The organism is Sulfitobacter sp. OXR-159 (genome assembly GCF_034377145.1).
Taxonomy (GTDB): Bacteria; Pseudomonadota; Alphaproteobacteria; order Rhodobacterales; family Rhodobacteraceae; genus Sulfitobacter.
Genome location: NZ_CP139707.1, coordinates 141,162 through 158,709 on the forward strand (window position 1 = coordinate 141,162; position 17,548 = coordinate 158,709).

General features: G+C 60.6%; 20 protein-coding genes. 7 read left to right on the plus strand and 13 right to left on the minus strand.

Annotated features, from left to right (window positions below):
- Positions 1-57: 57 nt before the first annotated feature.
- Positions 58-747: a fumarylacetoacetate hydrolase family protein gene (locus T8A63_RS00660; RefSeq protein WP_322344707.1), complete on the plus strand. Its 690-nt coding sequence runs from the start codon at positions 58-60 to the stop codon at positions 745-747.
- Positions 748-762: 15 nt separating this feature from the next.
- On the opposite strand, the gene T8A63_RS00665 is transcribed toward T8A63_RS00660, so the two are convergent.
- From T8A63_RS00665 to gabT, 4 genes are all read right to left on the minus strand, one after another.
- Positions 763-2,130: a tetratricopeptide repeat protein gene (locus T8A63_RS00665; protein ID WP_322344708.1), complete on the minus strand. Its 1,368-nt coding sequence runs from the start codon at positions 2,128-2,130 to the stop codon at positions 763-765.
- Positions 2,127-2,936 (minus strand): alpha/beta hydrolase, encoded by an 810-nt coding sequence (locus T8A63_RS00670; protein ID WP_322344709.1) that lies wholly within the window; start codon positions 2,934-2,936, stop codon positions 2,127-2,129. The genes T8A63_RS00665 and T8A63_RS00670 overlap by 4 nt, the downstream gene beginning before the upstream one ends.
- Positions 2,929-3,918: a P1 family peptidase gene (locus T8A63_RS00675; RefSeq protein ID WP_322345787.1), complete on the minus strand. Its 990-nt coding sequence runs from the start codon at positions 3,916-3,918 to the stop codon at positions 2,929-2,931. The genes T8A63_RS00670 and T8A63_RS00675 overlap by 8 nt, the downstream gene beginning before the upstream one ends.
- 250 nt (positions 3,919-4,168) lie before the next feature.
- The gene (gabT, locus tag T8A63_RS00680) at positions 4,169-5,569 is read right to left on the minus strand and encodes a 4-aminobutyrate--2-oxoglutarate transaminase (protein WP_201722087.1); all 1,401 of its coding nucleotides are present in this window, start codon (positions 5,567-5,569) and stop codon (positions 4,169-4,171) included.
- A 181-nt stretch (positions 5,570-5,750) separates the two neighbouring features.
- Between gabT and T8A63_RS00685 the strand changes: the two genes are divergently transcribed.
- Positions 5,751-6,302 carry a cupin domain-containing protein gene (locus tag T8A63_RS00685; protein ID WP_067936475.1) on the plus strand — a complete coding sequence of 184 codons (552 nt, stop codon included), beginning with the start codon at positions 5,751-5,753 and terminating at the stop codon, positions 6,300-6,302.
- A 68-nt stretch (positions 6,303-6,370) separates the two neighbouring features.
- Here the strand turns inward: T8A63_RS00685 and T8A63_RS00690 are convergent, their stop codons facing one another.
- The 4 genes from T8A63_RS00690 to T8A63_RS00705 form a co-directional block, all read right to left on the minus strand.
- Entirely contained in the window at positions 6,371-6,538 is a 168-nt protein-coding gene (locus tag T8A63_RS00690; RefSeq protein WP_161487433.1) for a hypothetical protein, read from the minus strand.
- Between the two features lie 138 nt (positions 6,539-6,676).
- The gene (locus T8A63_RS00695) at positions 6,677-8,371 is read right to left on the minus strand and encodes a sensor histidine kinase (protein ID WP_322344710.1); all 1,695 of its coding nucleotides are present in this window, start codon (positions 8,369-8,371) and stop codon (positions 6,677-6,679) included.
- Positions 8,372-8,403: 32 nt separating this feature from the next.
- A complete protein-coding gene (locus T8A63_RS00700) occupies positions 8,404-8,961 on the minus strand; it encodes an RNA polymerase sigma factor (protein WP_067623982.1) in 558 nt (185 codons plus the stop codon).
- Entirely contained in the window at positions 8,961-9,131 is a 171-nt protein-coding gene (locus T8A63_RS00705) for a NepR family anti-sigma factor (protein WP_201722086.1), read from the minus strand. The genes T8A63_RS00700 and T8A63_RS00705 overlap by 1 nt, the downstream gene beginning before the upstream one ends.
- Before the next feature lie 94 nt (positions 9,132-9,225).
- On the opposite strand from T8A63_RS00705, the gene T8A63_RS00710 reads away from it, so the two are divergent.
- The 3 genes from T8A63_RS00710 to T8A63_RS00720 all read left to right on the plus strand — a co-directional run bounded on the left by T8A63_RS00710 (position 9,226) and on the right by T8A63_RS00720 (position 10,798).
- Complete coding sequence (locus tag T8A63_RS00710; protein WP_067623984.1) at positions 9,226-10,035, plus strand: response regulator; 810 nt, start codon at positions 9,226-9,228, stop codon at positions 10,033-10,035.
- Between the two features lie 105 nt (positions 10,036-10,140).
- On the plus strand, positions 10,141-10,446 hold the full coding sequence (locus tag T8A63_RS00715; protein ID WP_067623987.1) for a DUF883 family protein: 306 nt from the start codon (positions 10,141-10,143) through the stop codon (positions 10,444-10,446).
- 16 nt (positions 10,447-10,462) lie between these two features.
- Positions 10,463-10,798, plus strand: coding sequence for a phage holin family protein (locus T8A63_RS00720; protein WP_150120000.1), 336 nt, complete (start codon positions 10,463-10,465; stop codon positions 10,796-10,798).
- On the opposite strand, the gene T8A63_RS00725 is transcribed toward T8A63_RS00720, so the two are convergent.
- Entirely contained in the window at positions 10,749-11,120 is a 372-nt protein-coding gene (locus tag T8A63_RS00725; protein ID WP_150120001.1) for a hypothetical protein, read from the minus strand. The two genes, T8A63_RS00720 and T8A63_RS00725, sit on opposite strands and share 50 nt — an antisense overlap.
- Positions 11,121-11,210: 90 nt before the next feature.
- Between T8A63_RS00725 and T8A63_RS00730 the strand changes: the two genes are divergently transcribed.
- A complete protein-coding gene (locus T8A63_RS00730) occupies positions 11,211-11,939 on the plus strand; it encodes a Crp/Fnr family transcriptional regulator (protein ID WP_067623991.1) in 729 nt (242 codons plus the stop codon).
- A 3-nt stretch (positions 11,940-11,942) separates the two neighbouring features.
- Here T8A63_RS00730 and T8A63_RS00735 read toward each other — a convergent pair whose 3' ends face one another.
- From T8A63_RS00735 to T8A63_RS00745, 3 genes are all read right to left on the minus strand, one after another.
- A complete protein-coding gene (locus tag T8A63_RS00735) occupies positions 11,943-12,872 on the minus strand; it encodes a YihY/virulence factor BrkB family protein (protein ID WP_067936468.1) in 930 nt (309 codons plus the stop codon).
- Between the two features lie 48 nt (positions 12,873-12,920).
- The gene (locus T8A63_RS00740; RefSeq protein WP_067623994.1) at positions 12,921-13,766 is read right to left on the minus strand and encodes a formate/nitrite transporter family protein; all 846 of its coding nucleotides are present in this window, start codon (positions 13,764-13,766) and stop codon (positions 12,921-12,923) included.
- 198 nt (positions 13,767-13,964) lie between these two features.
- Positions 13,965-15,230 (minus strand): Hsp70 family protein, encoded by a 1,266-nt coding sequence (locus T8A63_RS00745; RefSeq protein ID WP_322344711.1) that lies wholly within the window; start codon positions 15,228-15,230, stop codon positions 13,965-13,967.
- Positions 15,231-15,389: 159 nt separating this feature from the next.
- Between T8A63_RS00745 and T8A63_RS00750 the strand changes: the two genes are divergently transcribed.
- A complete protein-coding gene (locus T8A63_RS00750) occupies positions 15,390-16,874 on the plus strand; it encodes an ABC transporter substrate-binding protein (protein ID WP_322344712.1) in 1,485 nt (494 codons plus the stop codon).
- Positions 16,875-16,947: 73 nt separating this feature from the next.
- Here the strand turns inward: T8A63_RS00750 and T8A63_RS00755 are convergent, their stop codons facing one another.
- Entirely contained in the window at positions 16,948-17,388 is a 441-nt protein-coding gene (locus T8A63_RS00755; RefSeq protein WP_322344713.1) for an HdeA/HdeB family chaperone, read from the minus strand.
- Positions 17,389-17,548 lie beyond the last annotated feature (160 nt).

The following is a 17,548-nucleotide window of genomic DNA, read 5'->3' on the forward strand; positions in this document are numbered from 1 at the left end:
TGACTGTTACAAAGCGCGGGTGTTCCTTGGCCGCATCATGCCAAGAGGAACCCAGTGATGTATGTGATTGACCCCCCAAAGCAAAGCAGCCTTGCCGTTCAAGGGACCAGCGACCGTTTCCCGGTGCGCCGTGTCTTTTGCGTGGGCCGCAACTATGAGGCGCATGTGCTTGAGATGGGCAATGACATGCGCGACCCGCCGTTCTTTTTCACCAAACCCGCCGATGCCACGCTCGATACGCCCTGCACCGTGCCCTATCCGCCGCTGACCGAGGATTTCCACTTTGAGGCAGAGCTTGTCATCGCCATCGGCAAGGGCGGCGCAAACATCGCGGAAGCTGATGTGATGGATCACATCTGGGGCGCATCTGTGGGCATCGATTTCACCCGCCGCGACCTTCAGGCGCAGGCCAAGAAGATGGGCCGCCCGTGGGACTGGTCTAAGGCGTTTGATAATTCCGCGCCCATCGCACCAATCCTGCCCATCGCCGATGTCGCCTCGGTCGAGAAGGGCCGCCTTTGGCTCGCGGTGAACGGCGAGATGAGACAGGAAGCCGATCTGTCGCAAATGATCTGGTCGGTGCGCGAACATACCGCCACCCTGTCGCAGGCCGTGACCTTGGCACCGGGTGACATCATCATGACCGGCACGCCCGCCGGTGTCGCGGCTGTGCAGCCCGGCGATGTGATCACCGGGGGTGTCGACGGCATCGCCGAATTCGAGGTCACCGTCGGCCCGCGCGCCTAAAGTACGCGGCCCGGTCTAGGCTCCGGCCAGCGTGCGTTCTGCCCGCGCGCGGGCTTGGGCGGCCAGATCTGGCAAACCGCTCTTTTCATAGACCGCGCCCAGCATCAGGTTCAGCGGCACGCCTTCGGGGTCATAGGTGCGGCGCATCTCAAGCACCTGTTGCGCGGCAGAGGCGCGGCCATCGCGCACCAGCGCATCTAGGTGGATCTGCTCGAAAAGATCGCGCTGCGCATGGCTGCCACCGCATTCGGCCATGCGGGGCAGGGCCAAGCCAAGTTCGCGGATCGCCGTGGCCCAATCCCCTTTGGCATGGGCGGCGATGCCGCGGGCGGCGGGCAGCGCGACTTCGGCCCATGCGGCATGGTCATGGGCCGTGGTTTCGGCGGCGCGGGCCTTGATTGCGCTGAGCATCTCTGCTGCCTCGGGCCGTCCGGTGCGGCAGAGGGCATAGAGGTATTGCAGCGTCAGGAAGGGGCTGACCGTATCCGCCCCCCGCGCTGCCACATGGTCTGCCACATCGCCCCAACGGTCGCCCACATCAACGCCCGCGAACTCCATCCGCGCCAGCAGGGACACCGCGCCGACTTGGTCTTGAGAATAGTCTTTCTCAAGCCCCCAGATGTGCTGGTCATAGGCGGCGCGCACATCGGCGTGACGGCCTTGGGACAGGTAGAACAATGCCAGATGCCACCAGTTGTGGCTGCGCATGAAGGAGTTCAGATCAGTCCATGTCACGGCCACGCTTTCCATGAAACGCGCGCCTTCCGCCACGCGGCCTTGCGTTAGCATCACATGGGCCAGCGCGTGATGCGCCCAAGGCTCATCGTGGCGCAGCTCCATCGCGCGGCGGGCGGCGGCCTCGGCCCGGTCGAGCAGGTGGCACTGCTCGTAGCCAAAGGCGATCATGCCGTGCGCATAGGCAATGTCTTCGGCCTCGGGCAGGGATTTCAGCGCAAGGCGCAACATGCCAGCGGCATCGCCTGTGTTGAACAGATGGTATTGCGCCAGTTTCAGCATCGCCAGATCGCGCGGCCATTTGTCGGTGATGGCGTCACAGGCAGCGACGAGAGCGGGCACATCGCCGTCGATCCAGTGGCCCACGGCGCGGATGATCTCTTGCTCGCGGGCGTTGGCCCCGGTCGCGGCTGTGGCGCGTTCCAGATAGGGGCGGGCTTTTTCCGGTGCGATGGGGTGCTCAAGGAACATCCACAATAGCGCGGCATAGGCATTGACCAGCGGGCCCTCGGGGTCGGCATCGGCTGCGGCGATGACGCCTGCGGCTTTGGGCTGGTAAGACAGAAAGCCGTGGATGAAATCGTTGATCGCCTGCAGGGTTTCCGGGCGGCTGGCAGAGGTTTCCAATCCGTAAAGGTCTTGTGTCATCTCGGGTCTCCGGCGGTGGCGTGGAATTGGCGCAGGTGTTGGGCGACGGCCTCAGAGGCGTCCCAATGGATCGAATGGCCTGCGTTTGGCAGGGTGGTCTGCGTCAGGTTCGGGACCTGCGCAAAGGCTTCCTCGGCGGCGGCGCGGGGGATCAGCAGGTCTTCGGCGCCGTGCAACACTTGGGTTGGGCACCGAAGATCGGCAGGGCGCACCGTGGGGCGGAAACCGCGCAACGCTTCGAGTTGATGGGCCATGGCATCCGCACTCTGCGCATGGGGATAGGCCAACGCGGCGGCAAGGGCGGTCTCAGTATTTTTCGGGTCGGAAAAGAAACCGGGGGCGAAAATCCAAGGGTAGAGCGCCCGCAGCCAAAGCTGCTCCCCTTGCGGCGCGCGGCGCACGGCCAGCAGCGCGTCGAAGACCGCCATAGTGCGCGGCGCACGGACCGGGGCGGAGGCGAGGATGCTCATCGCTTGGATGCGCTCGGGCGCTAGGCCAAAAAGCTCCATCGCCATCAGCCCGCCCATGGAATGGCCGACGACGTGAAAGGTGTCATGCCCCAGATACTCCATTAGCGTCAGCGCATCCCGCGCCATCTGCGCGACGGAGGTTTCTGCGTCCCACGGCGTTGTGCGCCCGGTGCTGCGGTTGTCGGGCCGGATCAGGGTGAAATGATCCGAAAGCAGCGGTGCCAAAGCGCCCCAGCTTGCACTGTCGCTGAGCATGCCTGCCAGCATCAGCAGTGGCGGGCCGCTGCCGTCGACCTCGTAATGAAGGGAGATATCGGAGAGGGGTAGATCAGGCATTCAGCGTGCTCCAACAAGGCAGAAGATCCCCTTGGGCGGGGGAGGCGGCATAGATCGCGCGGGCAATGGCGCGCGACAGGCAAAGCGCGGCGGCATGGCCGATCATCGCCACATCCCCCGCAGGTCGCGCCGCGGTCGAGAGGGAGAAGACCAGATCGCCGTCATTGGGCATATGCGCGGGCACCACGGCGCGGGCGATGCCGTCATGGGCGGCCACGGCAACGCGCTGGCATTCGGCCTTGGTCAGCGCGGCATCGGTGGCGACGATGGCGATGGTGGTATTGGCGCGGGCCGACATGGCGGCCATCTTGCGGCTCTCAAAGCGCAGCCCCAGCCCGGCGGAAGGGTCTGGCCCCAGCCCGCCAAACTCCCTGTCGATCTCAAACGGGGCGGCGTGGAAGTAGCGGTCACCGGGCGTGGTGACGGCACCGACCGGATTGGCCCCCACCAGCGCACCGACCATGCTGCCATCGGGCAGTTGCAAACTGGCCGAGCCGAGCCCGCCTTTTACCATCGCGCTGAGCGCGCCGGTGCCCGCGCCGACAGAGCCTATTTCAAACTCTTCGTCGGCCGCTTCCATGGCCTTGCGGCCCAGATCGGCATAGGGGTTCTGCGCCCAATCCTTGTCTCCGCCGTTGAGTAAATCAAACAGGATCGCGCCGGGCACCAGCGGGATCAGCGCATCGCCTACGCGAAACCCGCGCCCCTGCGCGCGCAGGGCATCCACCACGCCCGAACAAGCATCCAACCCATAGGCAGAGCCGCCCGAAAGCACCAGCGCATCGACCGCCGCCACGGTCTTGTCGGGGGCCAGCAGGTCGGTCTCGCGCGTGCCGGGGGCGCCGCCCATGATGTGGACGGAGGCGGTGAAGGGCGTGTCGCCGATCAACACGGTGCTGCCGGATTTCAGCCGCGTGTCCTGCGCACTGCCGACCTTCAGCCCTGCCACATCGGTGATCAGGTTGCGCGGGCCGGGACGCATCGGCGCGGTCATGAACGGCTCCCGCGGGCAGCCGCGCTATTCACGTGAAACATCCCCGTAATGGTGCAAATGGGCAAGGGGTCTAACAGGGGCATCGTCACTCCGGCATTGATTTCAGGCGGAGTTTGCGCGCTTCCCCAGCGGATGCCAAGGCCTGTGCTGCCAGAGACCTGCCCCACCGGATGCGCGCCATAAAAATGGGCGCGCAGGTTGCCCCGCACGCCCGATCCCTCCGGCATGGCCGGTTGGTTTATTTTTGCTCTTCGGCGACAGCTGCGGCCACGGCCTCTTCAAAGATCGCGAGGCCCTCTTCGACGATGGCGTCAGATGCGGTCAGCGGAACCATCACGCGCACGGCGTTGCCATGCATGCCACAGCTCAGCAGCAGCAGGCCGCGCTTGAGGGCGTGGGCGATGACGCGCTTCGTGAAATCGGCATCGGGTTTGGCGCTGTCAAAGTCGGTTACGAATTCGACGGCGACCATGGCACCAAGGCCGCGGATATCCCAAAAGCGGTAGGGCGCCGACCGCGCGCCGATTTCGGCAAAGCGGGCTTTGAGCGTTTCGCCCATCGCGGTGGAGCGGGCCAGCAGACCTTCGTCTTCGATCGCCTCAATCGCCGCCAGCGCTGCAGCACAAGCCACCGGGTTGCCGCCATAGGTGCCGCCCAGACCGCCGGGGGCCATCGCGTCCATCACATCGGCGCGGCCAATCACACCGGCCAGCGGGTACCCACCGGCCATGGATTTCGCCACGGTGATCAGGTCCGGCGCGACGCCGGAATGCTCAATCGCGAACCATGTGCCGGTGCGGCCAAACCCGGCCTGCACTTCGTCGGCGATCAGCAGGATGCCGTGCTGGTCACAGATTGCGCGCAGTTCTTGCATCATGTCGAAAGGCACAGGGGTATAGCCGCCTTCGCCGAGCACTGGCTCGATGATGATCGCGGCAACGCGCTCGGGCTGGGCATCGGTGAGGAAGAGGTTCTTCAACCCGGTCAGCGCGTCCTGCACGGTGATCCCGTCGCGCACCGAAGGGAAAGGCGCACGGAAGACATCTGCCGGGAAAGGGCCCACGTCTTTTTTGTAGGGCGTGACCTTGCCGGTCATGCCCAGCGTCAGCAGGGTGCGGCCATGGTAGCCGCCGGTGAAGGCGATGATGCCCGGACGGCCAGTGGCGGCGCGGGCAATTTTCACGGCGTTCTCAACGGCTTCGGCGCCGGTGGTGACGAGCAGCGTCTTTTTGGGTGCGTCACCCGGGGCCAGCGCGTTCAGTTTTTCAGCCAGTTCGATGTAGGGGCCGTAGGGCACCACCTGAAAGCTGGTGTGGGTATAGTGATCTTCTTGCGCCTTGGCGGCTTCGACCACTTTGGGGTGGCGATGGCCGGTGTTCAGGACGCCGATGCCCCCGACGAAATCGATGTAGCGGTTGCCTTCGACATCCCACAGTTCGGCATTCTCGGCGTATTTCGCATAGATCGGCGCGGCGGAGGCCACACCGCGCGGCACGGCGGCGTCGCGGCGCGCGACGAGGTCGGCATTCGTCTGACCGTCGGGTTTGGTGGCGGGATTTGCTTCGACCACTGTCATCTGCGGCGCGGCTTTGGCCTTGGCAGAGGATTTGCGGTGCGATTTCTTGACGGTGCTGGACATGGAACAGATACCTTATTGCGAAAGAGAGAGGGGCAGTGACGTGTCGTTTAAAAAATCCATATTCCGTTTAATATAATTGTCAATCGCGAAGGCAGAGCCTATCTAACAATTCCCAAGATCATCGGTTGCCCCTCCGCCACGATGCCCGGTCGCAACGCCGATGCCCACAAAGGACAAGTCATTGAACGTCGGCGATAAACTTAGAGCGATCCGCAAGAAACATGGGTTGTCCCAACGTGAGCTTGCGACCAAGGCCGGGCTGACCAATGGCACGATCTCGCTGATCGAAAAGAACCGGACGAGCCCATCAGTCGCATCGCTGAAAAGCCTGCTGGACGCGATTCCCATCAGTATGGCGGAGTTCTTCTCGATCCTTGAGGAGGACGACAGCGCCAAGGTTTTCTACCGCGCGCAGGAACTGACCGAGATTTCGCCAAGCCACCAGGGCGGCGTATCGCTGCGCCAATTGGGCAACGCGGCGCATCACGCGCTTCAGGTGCTGCATGAAACCTATGAGCCCGGCGCGGATACCGGGCCGGAGTTTCTGAGCCATGAGGGCGAAGAAGCGGGCGTGGTGGTGCGGGGCAGCATCGAGGTGACGGTCGATGGCGCAGTTAGCCTGTTAAACGCTGGGGATGGCTACCTGTTCGACAGCCGCCTGCCGCATCGGTTTCGCAATATTGGCACCGACCCCTGTGAGATTGTCAGCGCCTGCACGCCCCCCAGTTTTTGAAAAGACGCCCTATAAATATCGACCGCCCCGAGCGTTCTGCTCGGGGCGGTCGATAGGGGTGTCAGGTCTTAATAGTCTGACCGGTAGTTCGACCTTTGGGTCTCCGGTTGCTGTTTGTCGCGACCGGCACGGTCTTCATCCGGGTTTAGTTCCCGTCGGCCCGTGGTTAAGGCCAGAATGATGACCGCGGCTAAGGTCAGGATGGTCAGACCGCCGAGAAAGAGCTCCGTGGTCATCTCCGTTTTCCTTTTTAGCACTGCGTTTCAGGTGCTCAACCGTGCGCGAGCCAAAGGGTTCCGACAAATTTTTCGCCTATGACGAGTCTGTGGCTTGCGGGCCACGTTTCCGGCCAGATTCCGCTGATCGATAGCGCGTCAGTAGTCGTAGACCATCTTGCTGTCGGTCGGCACGTGGAAATTCACCCGGATTTGGTAAACGCCATCCGTGGTTTCAACCTCGACCTGACCGTTTAACTGGCGGGTAAAGGCAAGGATCAAACGAGAGCCGAGCCCGGTGCCGGATTTCACCTCTTCGGGGTTGCCGATGGTGTTGCGGACTTCAATCATCGCCTGTTCCGGCCCGGTCTGGATCAGCTTGAGCGAAATGAACCCTTTGCCATGTTCGACCGTCGAGACGTATTTCAGCGCGTTGGTCAGCGCCTCTGACACCAGCAGGGTGAGGGGGGCCGCATCGTCGGCGTCAATCTTGATCGGCTCAAAGGATTGCTCAACCTGCACGCCCGAACCAGAGGCCAGCCCGACCGATAGCATCTGGCCTACAATCTCGTTCAGCAGTTCGCTGGCATTGACCCGCACCAGATCGTCATTCTGGTAGAGGTTCTTGTGCACGGTGGCGAGGCTGAGGATGCGATCTTGCAAGCGCCGCAGGACAAAACGCGCGTCTTCGCTTTTGGCCTGCCGGATCTGCATGTTCATGATCGACGAGATAAGCTGAAGGTTGTTTTTGACCCGGTGGTGGACCTCTTTCAGCAGGATGTTCTTTTGCCGAAGGCTGTCTTCGAGCGTCGCCTCATCTCGCAGGATCGATTCCGCCATGCCGACAAAAGCGGATTCCATCTCGACCAATTCGGTGGGCACCGAGGGGCCAAGCGTCCCGCGCGGCAGGGTGCGGTTCAGCGCAAAGCGACGCATCTGCCGGCCAAGCTTGCGAATGTGGTTGATCGCCAGCCGGTTCAACGCCCAGAAGGCCACGATCAAGCTGGCCAGCCACATGACGATGGGCAAAAGCGCGCTCAGGCGGGTGGAAACGCCCGTGTCCAGAAACGGGGTGTTTCTGGGCCATACGCTCAGCGCAAAGACCGTGTCTGGCACGATTGGGACGATCACATAGGCGCGGTCTTGGCCATCGAAATTCTCTGAAAGGAAGACGTTGGGTTCTTTGGTGGTCAACAGCGACAAGGCGACATCGCTGGGGTATTCCTTTTTGGCAACGGCCAGCCCGTTTTCGGTGGTCAGGATGTGGCCCATCTTGTTGAGGGTCATCATCGCGACGCTGCTGTGTTTGCTCTTGGGTTCGCGTATCGCGTTGATGGCGTCTTCGGGAATGCTGAGCGCCATGAAGCCGATCAATTCGCGCTCTTCGTAGACCGGCGCGTTGATCAGCGTGACCATCTGATTGCTGACCGCCCCTTGCAACACCGGCATCGCACGACGGACCGGTGTTTCCACCAGTGTTTGAAAGTTCTCATCCTCGGAAAAGTCATGATCCTGCCCCGTGGAGGAGCAGGTCATTTTCCCGTCTAGCCCGATGAAACCCACAAGCGAATAGATGTCTGACGCTTGTTTGTATTCTTTAAGGAAGGCGGTGCATTCCTCTGGGTCGTCTCGCCTGAGACGCACGATCGAGGTGAGCGCTTCGGCGGCGCCGAAAGCCTCTTGGATCACCCGGCGTTCCGCGGCCGAGGCCTGTTCTGTGACGGCGATCAGCGATAGCTCTGCGCTTTGGCGGCTCTGATCCGCAATCTGCCGTGTCTGCACAACCGCGATCAGCCCGATGGGCAAAAGCGCGAGAGACAGAAACAGCAAAATACGGATCGTCAGCCCACGCATCAGATCACCGCTGAAGAAGCCAGACGTCATATTTAGAAAGAAGAAACTTTAGAAGCGGATAGGACGGACATTGTTGCATCATCGGTCATTTCAAGCGACTCGTCGTCATGGTGACCCAGCAGTTCAGCAAGGCGGGCACGAGCCCGGTTGGTGCGGCTTTTGATGGTGCCTACGGCAACGCCACACATGTCTGCAGCTTCCTCGTAGGAGAAGCCAGAGGCCCCCACAAGAAGCAGCGCTTCGCGTTGCTCATCCTTCAGCAGGGCAAGCGCCTTGCGGAAATCCGTCATCTGCATGTGACCATCATGTGCGGGCTTTTCGGCCAGCCCGTCGGTCAACACGCCATCCACATCCGAGACTTCGCGTTTCGCCTTGCGGCGCGAGGAATAGTAAGTGTTCCGCAGGATCGTGAAGAGCCAAGCACGCATGTTCGTGCCCTCTTGGAATTTTTCGATGTTGGTCCACGCCTTGACCAAGGTGTCCTGCACCATGTCGTCTGCCGTGGCACCATTGCGTGTCAGGCTGATGGCAAAGGCCCGCATGGCCGGCAGATGTTCTACCAGCTCGTCGCGCGGATCGGGACGGGTCATTATGACGTTCCTTTTTCTGAATCCTGTTCCTTCAACTTCTGAAGCAGATCCTTGAAACGATCAGGGATGCCTTCATCGAGCGTCTCATCGAAGACACGCTTGAGGTTGTCGTCGATGACGCGCTCGCGCTCGTCCTTGTTTCCTGAATTCACTAACATCACCTCTGGCATCGTCGTCTCGTTTGAATAATTATGTACGCATACTGGAACCAAACACAATGTCGACGTGTTTGGTTCCAAGAAAAGTAAAAAAGGATTCGACTAGATGAACGATGCGACACAAAAGACCAGCATCAGCGATGAACTGGGTGCCAACATCCCCTACCTTCGCCGGTTCGCGCGGGCGATGACTGGCAGCCAGACCAGTGGTGACACCTTCGCCGCGGCGGCGCTGGAAGCCATCCTGGTTGATCGCTCGGTGCTCGATGGAGTAGACACAAAGACGGGTCTTTTCAAGGTTTTGTACGGTATCTGGGCCAGCGCAGGTGCCCCGGTGGAAGAAGGCGAAAGCGGCCCCCGCGCCAAGGCGCAGCGGCATCTGTCGAGCCTGACCAACAACAGCCGCGAAGCGCTGCTGCTGCACACGATCGAAGGCTTTTCGCATGGTGAAATCGCCAAAATCATTGGCGTGGATGAGGCCGAGGCCGATGAGCTGATCCAGATCGCACATCGCGAAATGGCTGACAGCACCTCCGGTTCGGTGATGATTATCGAAGACGAAGCCATTATCGCGATGGACATTGAATCCATCGTCGCCGAGATGGGCCACCGGGTAACCGGCATCGCGCGCACCCGTGATGAAGCGGTGAAACTAGGCAAGGCCGATGTGCCTGACCTGATCCTCGCCGATATCCAACTGGCCGATAACTCTTCGGGCATCGATGCGGTGAACGACCTGCTGAACGAACTGGGCATGCGTCCGGTGATCTTTATCACCGCCTTTCCGGAGCGTCTGTTGACCGGCGACAAGCCAGAGCCCGCCTTCCTGATCTCCAAACCCTATTCGGTGGATCAGGTCGTCTCGGCTGTCTCGCAAGCGATGTTCTTTTCCTCCACGGAAACGCTCAACGCCTAAGCCGGGCCAGAAAAACAGGGTTCCCCGCGCATCGTTTTGCGCAGGGAACCCTTTGCATTCAGCGCCCGCGCTGCCTATCGTCAGTCAAACATTCAGGAGGCCCGCATGGCCAAGACCCCGACCGCTGCCGCAAAAGATCTGACCATCGACGATCTGTCGGACCAGATCGCGCTTCTCAAAAAAGACATCGCATCGCTGACCGAAACCTTGGGCGAATACGGCAAGGCCAAGTCGGAAGAGATGCGCGACAACGCCCGCAACGCGGCGAATGATTTTGCCGACACAGGGCGCCTGAAGGCGATGGAGGCCCAAAAGCAAGCCGAGGAATTCCTGCAAGCCCAGCCCGGTACCGCCCTCGGCATCGCCGCAGGCATCGGTTTCCTTGTCGGTCTTGTGACGGCCCGCCGCTAAGATGCTTTCCTCGGTGATGAACCATCTGCGCGGCTCCCTGCGGCGTGTGCTGCGCACCGCGATGCTCAGCGCAGGGGCCGCGCTCTTTCTGCTGATCGGGCTGCTGTTTCTCACGCTTGCGGCATGGCTTTATCTCATCACCGTCACCACAGCGCTCACCGCCGCGCTGATCCTCGGCGCGGTCTATTTCGGTGTTGGTTTCCTCTTGCTTGCCATGGCCGGATCCGACCGCGCGCCCGCCGCTCAGGCCCCCCGTCAGGAAGACCCCTCCGCGACCGAACATGACGGTCTCAAGAACTTGGTCATGGCATTTCTGGCTGGCATAACCGCGGGTCAGAAAGCGCGCCGTTAACAGCGCTGAGAAGATTGCCACTGGAAAAGGGGCGGGTGATGAACCTCAGCCTCCTTTCGGCCTCCGCCAATCGGGGCGTATCGTTCATGATACAGACGATTGGAAACCACTCCCGCAGGTTCGACAAATCCGACAGATGCTGGTGCAACTGATCGCGCCGCAGCGACAGGACCGCGAATTCGATGTTGTCGATGTTCTCCACCAGCTTGCTGAGATCAAACGTCTCTAAAACGCGAATTTGCGATTGCGGAAACGCAGCAGAAAGCGTTTCATTTATGTCTGAACAGACCAACGGGTCCGGTTCGTAGATCAAAATCGACATGGTCTTCCCCCGGGTTAGCAAAGTTGTCGATTTAGGGGGCGCGCCACGAGGGCGCATTAAACTAAGACATAAGAAGGCAAATTTTATCTGATGACGACACAATGCCGCTATTGCCCTCTCCGTCGCAAAGATGCCTTCCTGCCGATGTCGAAAGATGAAGTGAACTTCATGGAGAAGTTCAAGTCCGGTGAGCTGACGGTTGAGCCGGGCACGCCGATCCTGCTTGAGGGGTCAAACTCGCCCCAGCTTTACACCGCGCTGACCGGGATGGGCATCCGCGACAAGACCTTGGAAAACGGCAACCGGCAGGTCATCAGCTTTGTCTTCCCCGGCGATTTCATCGGCCTGCAGGCAGGCATCATGGGTGAAATGGGCCATTCCGTCGAAGCCCGGACCCATATGCGGCTTTGCGTTTTCAACCGCAGCGAGTTCTGGAATTTCTTCAAGAACCACCCCGAACGCGCCTTTGACATCACTTGGTTGGCCGCGATCGAAGAACATTTCATGGGCGAAGTCCTTGCCACCATTGGCCAACGCACCGCGATGCAGGCCATCGCTTGGGCGATGGTCAAGATTTTCGAACGTGGCCAGTCGCTGGGGATGGTCACCCACAACCAGATGCTGCTGCCCTATTCACAACGCGATCTGGCCGATGCGCTTGGCCTGTCGGTGGTGCACACCAACAAAACCCTCGGTGCCCTGAAAGAACGCCAGTTGCTTTCGTGGTCCGACAGGGTGCTTCAGATCAACGACCTCGCCGCCTTGGCGAAAGCGGGGGTGACCGAACTTGAGGGTCGCCAAAAGCGCCCCCTGCTTTAACAGCTACTCTTGCGTGATATCGATAAAGGTATCTGCGGCCTCGGCCCCACGTTGCCCGCGCGGTTTGGCCGGGCCGATGGTGCTGTCCGGGCGCGTCCGGCGTTCGACCTGCGCGTTCAGGGCCGCGCCGAATAGGATCAGAAAACTGCTGATCCAAAGCCAGACCAACATCGCAATCACAGCCCCGATCGAGCCATAGACCTGATTGTAGTTGCCGAAATTGGCGACGTAATAGGAAAACCCGATCGAAAGCACCGCCCAAGACATCACCGCCAAAATCGCCCCGCTGCTAAGCCAAGGCAATCGCGCCGCGCGCCGGTTCGGCCCGAAACGGTAAAGCACACCCACACCGGCAAACAAAACCGCCGTCGCAACGGTCCAGCGCAGCAGGTCGGCCACGGCGTTGCCAAAGGGTCCAAGCGGGATGAACGCCAGAATGATGGGTGCGACCACCACCGCCAGCAGCGCCACGATCCCGACCCCCACAAGGCTTACCGTCAACATCAAGGCATGAAGGTAATGTTTCGCAGCATTGCGGTTGCGCTCGTTATAGACGGCGTTCAGACCGATCACCATCGCCCCCACACCGGCCCGCGCAGACCACAGCGCCACCAGCAGCGATACAATACCGGCCCAACCCAAGGTATCGGCCCGCGCGGTGACCAGCCCGGTCACCTGCGTATTGATAATGTCATAGACATCATCCGGCAGCAGCCCGCGCACATCCTCCAACTGGGCAATGACCACAACAGGGTCCGAGATCAGCCCCAAAAGCGCGATCAGCGCCGCCAGCGCGGGAAACAACGACAGCATCGCGAAAAACGCCACCCCGGCCGAGATCAGCGCAAGGTTATCGTCGGCCGCTTGTTTTAGGCTCGCCTTGAAAGCATCCCAATAGATCGCCGGTCGGGTCGGAGGTCTGCGCAGCACCAATGCCAATCCTTTCAATTCGGCCCCGGCAAAAACCGGGACCGCTTCGCGTTAGCTGTCCTCCACATCGTCGCGGACCTGCCCCCAAGCAACAAGGGTGAAGATCAACGTGCCACCGATGATGTTGCCGACAAGCACCGGCAGGAAGAAGCCAAAGATCGCCTGACCAAGCCCCAGCCCGCCATGCAGAATGAGCGCGGCCATCTCTACAGACCCTGCGACGATATGGGTGAAGTCCCCCGCGGCAATAAGCCAGGTAAAGGTCAGGATCAGGAAAAATGCAGCCTCATCCGCCTCAGGTAGCATCCAAACGATCAACGCCACGATGACCCCCGCCGGAATGGCCCGCCAAAACCCCTCCGCCGCCGGCATGCCCGTCGCGTGTTCCGAAAGGCTGATGATAGCGGGCAAAACCTCCGCCGGGATGGCGGGCGTATAGATAAACAGCGCGGCCGCCGCGAAGGCCCCGATCACATTGGCCCCCAGCACAACGGCCCAAAGCCGCATGAGCCTGCACAGAATATTCAGGCTGCGTTCCTGCATCAGGGGCAAGACCGTGGTGATGGTGTTTTCGGTAAACAACTGCATCCGGCCCATGATGACCGCGATGAACCCCAAGGAATAGCCGAGGTTCTCCAACAGAAAACGCCAGCCCGCATCCGGCAAATAGGTTCGAAAAATCGCCTCCCCCAAGACCGAAAGACTGATCAGCATCCCCGCGGATATCCCAGACCAGATCAACGACCGGTTGGTGCGGTTCAACTCATCGCGCCCCTCGCGCCGGATCACCTCATAGATCAGCTTGGGCGACAGCGCCGCCGCCTCACTGACAGAGCGTTCTTCCGCCTCTTCCTGCACGGCAGAGGTAGGGGGCTTTTTCTGGATCAGTGGGGCCATTCGCGTTCTTCCTGAAATTCATGGACATGATGAACATAGCCCGCCGAAGCCCCCTGCACAGTAAAAAGCCCCAGCCTGCTCAAATCGCGCGACCCAAACAATAACGCCCCGCCAATCTCGCCCCCCACGGGGGAGCGTCTCCCCCCCTTCAACTTCATCCTTTCTTAAATACCGATCCCGCACCCTCAACCAAACGGATCAGCCGCGTTTACCCCCCCCACCGGCACTCAACGCCAACCCCTCGACAATCGCCGTCAGCGCCGCCCCCCGATGCCCTTCCGCGCGCGGAAAACGTGCGCGCATTTCGGCCTCGACCACCTCCATCAGGCTCGACCCGCCGACAAAGATTAACCGGTCCACAGCGCCGGGCGCGATGCCTGCGTTCCGCGCTGTCGTCTCCGCTGCATCCCCCATCTGTGCGGCCAGTTTCGAAAGCCGCTTGCGCATCCAGTCACGGGGCAGGGGCAAAGTCGCGCGGGGTTTGAGCATCGACACGTTGATCACTGGCTCTGCATCCCCCTCGGCCCCTGCGCCATTGGCGCGGATTTTGCCCGCTTCGACGGCAAAAGCAAGATCATGACCAAGCTCTTCATTAAGCACTTTAACCAACCGTGCCAGACGCTTGGGGTGTTCGGCAAACTTATGCAATTCCGCCGCCGCCTTGCGGGTATCCGGGCCATAGAGAAACGGAATTTTCGCCCAAGTGGCCAGATCGTTGAAGATCGCGTTAGGCGCGATGTGGGTGTCGCCTCCGAAAGCATGGCGAATTTCGCTGCCCATCCCAAGCTGCGGCATCACCCGCCCGATGGACAAGGACCGGTCAAAATCGGTCCCGCCAAGGCGGATGCCGTGGCTTTCCAAAATGTCGATCTCATCATTCCCGCGCTGGCGGAAAAGCGTGAAATCAGAGGTGCCGCCGCCGATATCGATCACCAGCCCCAGATCCCCCGGTCGCAGCGCGGCGCGGTTGGCAAGCGCGGCGGCTTCGGGTTCGTTCATGAAATCCACATGGTCGAAACCGGCCCGGCCATAGGCCTCGCGCAGGTCTGTCAGCGCTTGTGCATCGCGCGCGTCATCGGCTGAATGAAAGCGCACCGGACGGCCAGAGAGTGCTGTGTCGAACTGCATCCCCGTGGCGGCTTCGGCTTGCGTTTTCACCCGCGCCAGAAACCGCGCCACAATATCGATAAAGTCCAGCCGTTCGCCCAAAAGCACCCGCCGCTCGCGCATCAGCCGGGTGCCAAGCAGGCTTTTCAACCCGCGCATATAACGGCCCTCGGCCCCGGCCAGCAGCGCGTCAGAGGCGGCGGCGCCGATCCGCATTTCACGCGCTTCGAAATCGAAAAATACCGCCGTCGGCAGGGTCTGCGCCTCGGCCTCTAATGCGATCAGTTGCGGGGTGCCGTTGACGGCGATGCCCGCCGCGGTGTTGGACGTTCCAAAATCAATCCCCAGCCTGGCCATGACGTTCTCCTAATGCCTTCTCACGGGCGGTCCGATGCGCAGCGCGCCCGTGCAAAGCACCCGCGATACCCTTCTCGCGCGGGCTTGGCAACGAAGGCTGGCGCGTCGCGCGGCTTTTGGCTAGCCTCGCAAAAAAATACGCCTATATGGGAGAACTTCATGAACCGTTTGAACCGTTTGATGACCGGTGTGGCCAGTGCTGCATTGGTTGTCGCCGCCACCAGCGCCTTCGCCAAGGACGACATCACCGTCGCCATGCAGCTTGAGCCGCCGCACCTTGATCCGACCTCTGCCGCGGCCGGGGCCATCGACTCGGTGCTTTATACCAATGTCTTCGAAGGGCTGACCCGTTTCATGGGCGATGGCTCTGTCGTGCCGGGCTTGGCTGAGTCCTGGGAGATTTCCGAAGACGGGCTGACCTATACGTTCAAGCTGCGCGAGGGGGTCACCTTTCACGATGGCACCACGATGGACGCCGAGGACGTGAAATTCACCCTCGACCGGATCAACGCCGAAGACAGCGCCAATGCCCAAAAGGCGCTCTATGCCGCGATTTCCGAAGTGAACGTCATTGACCCGCAGACCGTTGAGGTCAAACTGAGCGAACCGAATGGCAACATGCTGTTCAACCTCGCCTGGGGCGACGCGGTGATCGTGGCACCTGAAACGGTTGAGACGATCAAGCAGACCCCGATTGGCACCGGCGCGTTCAAGTTTGAGAACTGGAATCAGGGCGACAAGATCACTCTGACCCGGAATGACGACTATTGGGGCGAGGCGCCCGCGCTGGCCAGCGCGACCTTCAAGTTCATCTCAGATCCGACAGCGGCTTTCGCTTCGGTCATGGCCGAGGATGTCGATGTTTTCACCGGCTTCCCCGCGCCGGAAAATATCCCCCAGTTCGAGGCGGACCCCCGTTTCCAAGTGCTGATCGGCTCGACCGAGGGGGAAACGATCCTGTCGATCAATAACAAGCGCGAACCTTTCGATAACGTCAAAGTCCGCGAGGCTGTGGCCCATGCCATCGACCGTCAGGCAATCATTGATGGGGCAATGTTTGGCTATGGCACGCCCATCGGCACCCATTTCGCACCGCATAACCCGGACTACGTCGATCTGACTGAGATGAGCAGCTACGACCCTGAAAAATCCAAGGCGCTGCTGGCCGAGGCCGGTTTCCCCGATGGGTTCGAGACGACGTTGCACCTGCCGCCCCCATCCTACGCCCGCCGCGGCGGAGAGATCATCGCAGCCCAGCTGGCCGAAGTTGGCATCAAGGCGCAGATCACCAATGTCGAATGGGCACAGTGGTTGGAAACCGTGTTCAAAGGCAAGGATTTCGGTCTGTCGATCGTCAGCCATACAGAGCCGATGGACATCAATATCTACGCCAACCCGGACTATTACTTCCAATATGACAATGCTGAGTTCCAGTCGCTGATAACCGAGTTCAACAAGACGGCAGAACCCGCAGCGCGGACCGAGATGCTGGCCAAGGCGCAGCGCATGATCGCCGAAGACTATGTGAACGGCTATCTGTTCCAACTCGCTTTCCCGACGATTGCCAAGGCGGGTGTCGAGGGGCTTTGGGTAAACGCGCCCACGCAGGCCACCGACCTGACCGGTGTGAGCTGGGCGGAGTGATCCATAGGATTGCGTTTAAGCATTAAAAAAGGGCGCGCCGTGAGGCGCGCCCTTTTTAATTAGATGCGAAGACCTATTGGTCTTTGCCACGCAGGTTTGCTGCGGCTTCGCTTACCAGCGCGTCGGGGTTCTGGTTACAGACGACCATGAAGTCTTCCATTTCCTGTTCCATTTCCGTGTCGGCCATCTCGTCAGCTTCTTCGGAATCTTCGACGGCTTTTGTATTGTCGATCAGGGAATCTTCGGTTTCTTCAGCGTCTGTCGCTTCAGCAGCAGAGATGTCGCTCGGCTCGGAACCGTCGTTTTTGGTTTCGGTGATCATGGAGCCACCGTGGTCGCCATCTTCCAGTTCGGCAATTGCCATGGAAGAGACTTTCATTTTGTCTTCATCGCTCAATTCTTGGTACTGGGCGCAGGTCATGCTGGCCATGTCCATGTGAGCAGCGGCGAAGGCGGGTGCGGAAACGGTGCCCAGAAGGCCGGCGATCGCAAGTGTTTTCAGAGTCGTTTTCATTTTTATTCTCCAGTTTTATCTGTTCTCCCGAAGACAACACCGCATAACGGATATGGTTCCAGCGCATAGCGATTAGGAAAGGGAAAACGGCGGTTTCAGTGCATAACATGCTCACAATGCTGGATTCTTTCGATGTGGACCCCGGCCCCGCCCTACGTGG

Bases quoted from the DNA above. Each gene is read 5' to 3' on its own strand.
- T8A63_RS00660 (WP_322344707.1), top strand. From the start codon at position 58: ATGTATGTGATTGACCCCCCAAAGCAAAGCAGCCTTGCCGTTCAAGGG.
- T8A63_RS00745 (WP_322344711.1), bottom strand. From the start codon at position 15,230: ATGGCCAGGCTGGGGATTGATTTTGGAACGTCCAACACCGCGGCGGGC.
- T8A63_RS00730 (WP_067623991.1), top strand. From the start codon at position 11,211: ATGACGACACAATGCCGCTATTGCCCTCTCCGTCGCAAAGATGCCTTC.
- T8A63_RS00705 (WP_201722086.1), bottom strand. From the start codon at position 9,131: ATGCCAGAGGTGATGTTAGTGAATTCAGGAAACAAGGACGAGCGCGAG.
- T8A63_RS00740 (WP_067623994.1), bottom strand. From the start codon at position 13,766: ATGGCCCCACTGATCCAGAAAAAGCCCCCTACCTCTGCCGTGCAGGAA.
- T8A63_RS00750 (WP_322344712.1), top strand. From the start codon at position 15,390: ATGAACCGTTTGAACCGTTTGATGACCGGTGTGGCCAGTGCTGCATTG.
- T8A63_RS00695 (WP_322344710.1), bottom strand. From the start codon at position 8,371: ATGCGTGGGCTGACGATCCGTATTTTGCTGTTTCTGTCTCTCGCGCTT.
- T8A63_RS00725 (WP_150120001.1), bottom strand. From the start codon at position 11,120: ATGTCGATTTTGATCTACGAACCGGACCCGTTGGTCTGTTCAGACATA.
- T8A63_RS00755 (WP_322344713.1), bottom strand. From the start codon at position 17,388: ATGAAAACGACTCTGAAAACACTTGCGATCGCCGGCCTTCTGGGCACC.
- T8A63_RS00700 (WP_067623982.1), bottom strand. From the start codon at position 8,961: ATGACCCGTCCCGATCCGCGCGACGAGCTGGTAGAACATCTGCCGGCC.
- T8A63_RS00690 (WP_161487433.1), bottom strand. From the start codon at position 6,538: ATGACCACGGAGCTCTTTCTCGGCGGTCTGACCATCCTGACCTTAGCC.
- T8A63_RS00670 (WP_322344709.1), bottom strand. From the start codon at position 2,936: ATGCCTGATCTACCCCTCTCCGATATCTCCCTTCATTACGAGGTCGAC.
- T8A63_RS00715 (WP_067623987.1), top strand. From the start codon at position 10,141: ATGGCCAAGACCCCGACCGCTGCCGCAAAAGATCTGACCATCGACGAT.
- T8A63_RS00675 (WP_322345787.1), bottom strand. From the start codon at position 3,918: ATGCGTCCCGGCCCGCGCAACCTGATCACCGATGTGGCAGGGCTGAAG.
- T8A63_RS00720 (WP_150120000.1), top strand. From the start codon at position 10,463: ATGAACCATCTGCGCGGCTCCCTGCGGCGTGTGCTGCGCACCGCGATG.
- T8A63_RS00665 (WP_322344708.1), bottom strand. From the start codon at position 2,130: ATGACACAAGACCTTTACGGATTGGAAACCTCTGCCAGCCGCCCGGAA.
- gabT (WP_201722087.1), bottom strand. From the start codon at position 5,569: ATGTCCAGCACCGTCAAGAAATCGCACCGCAAATCCTCTGCCAAGGCC.
- T8A63_RS00710 (WP_067623984.1), top strand. From the start codon at position 9,226: ATGAACGATGCGACACAAAAGACCAGCATCAGCGATGAACTGGGTGCC.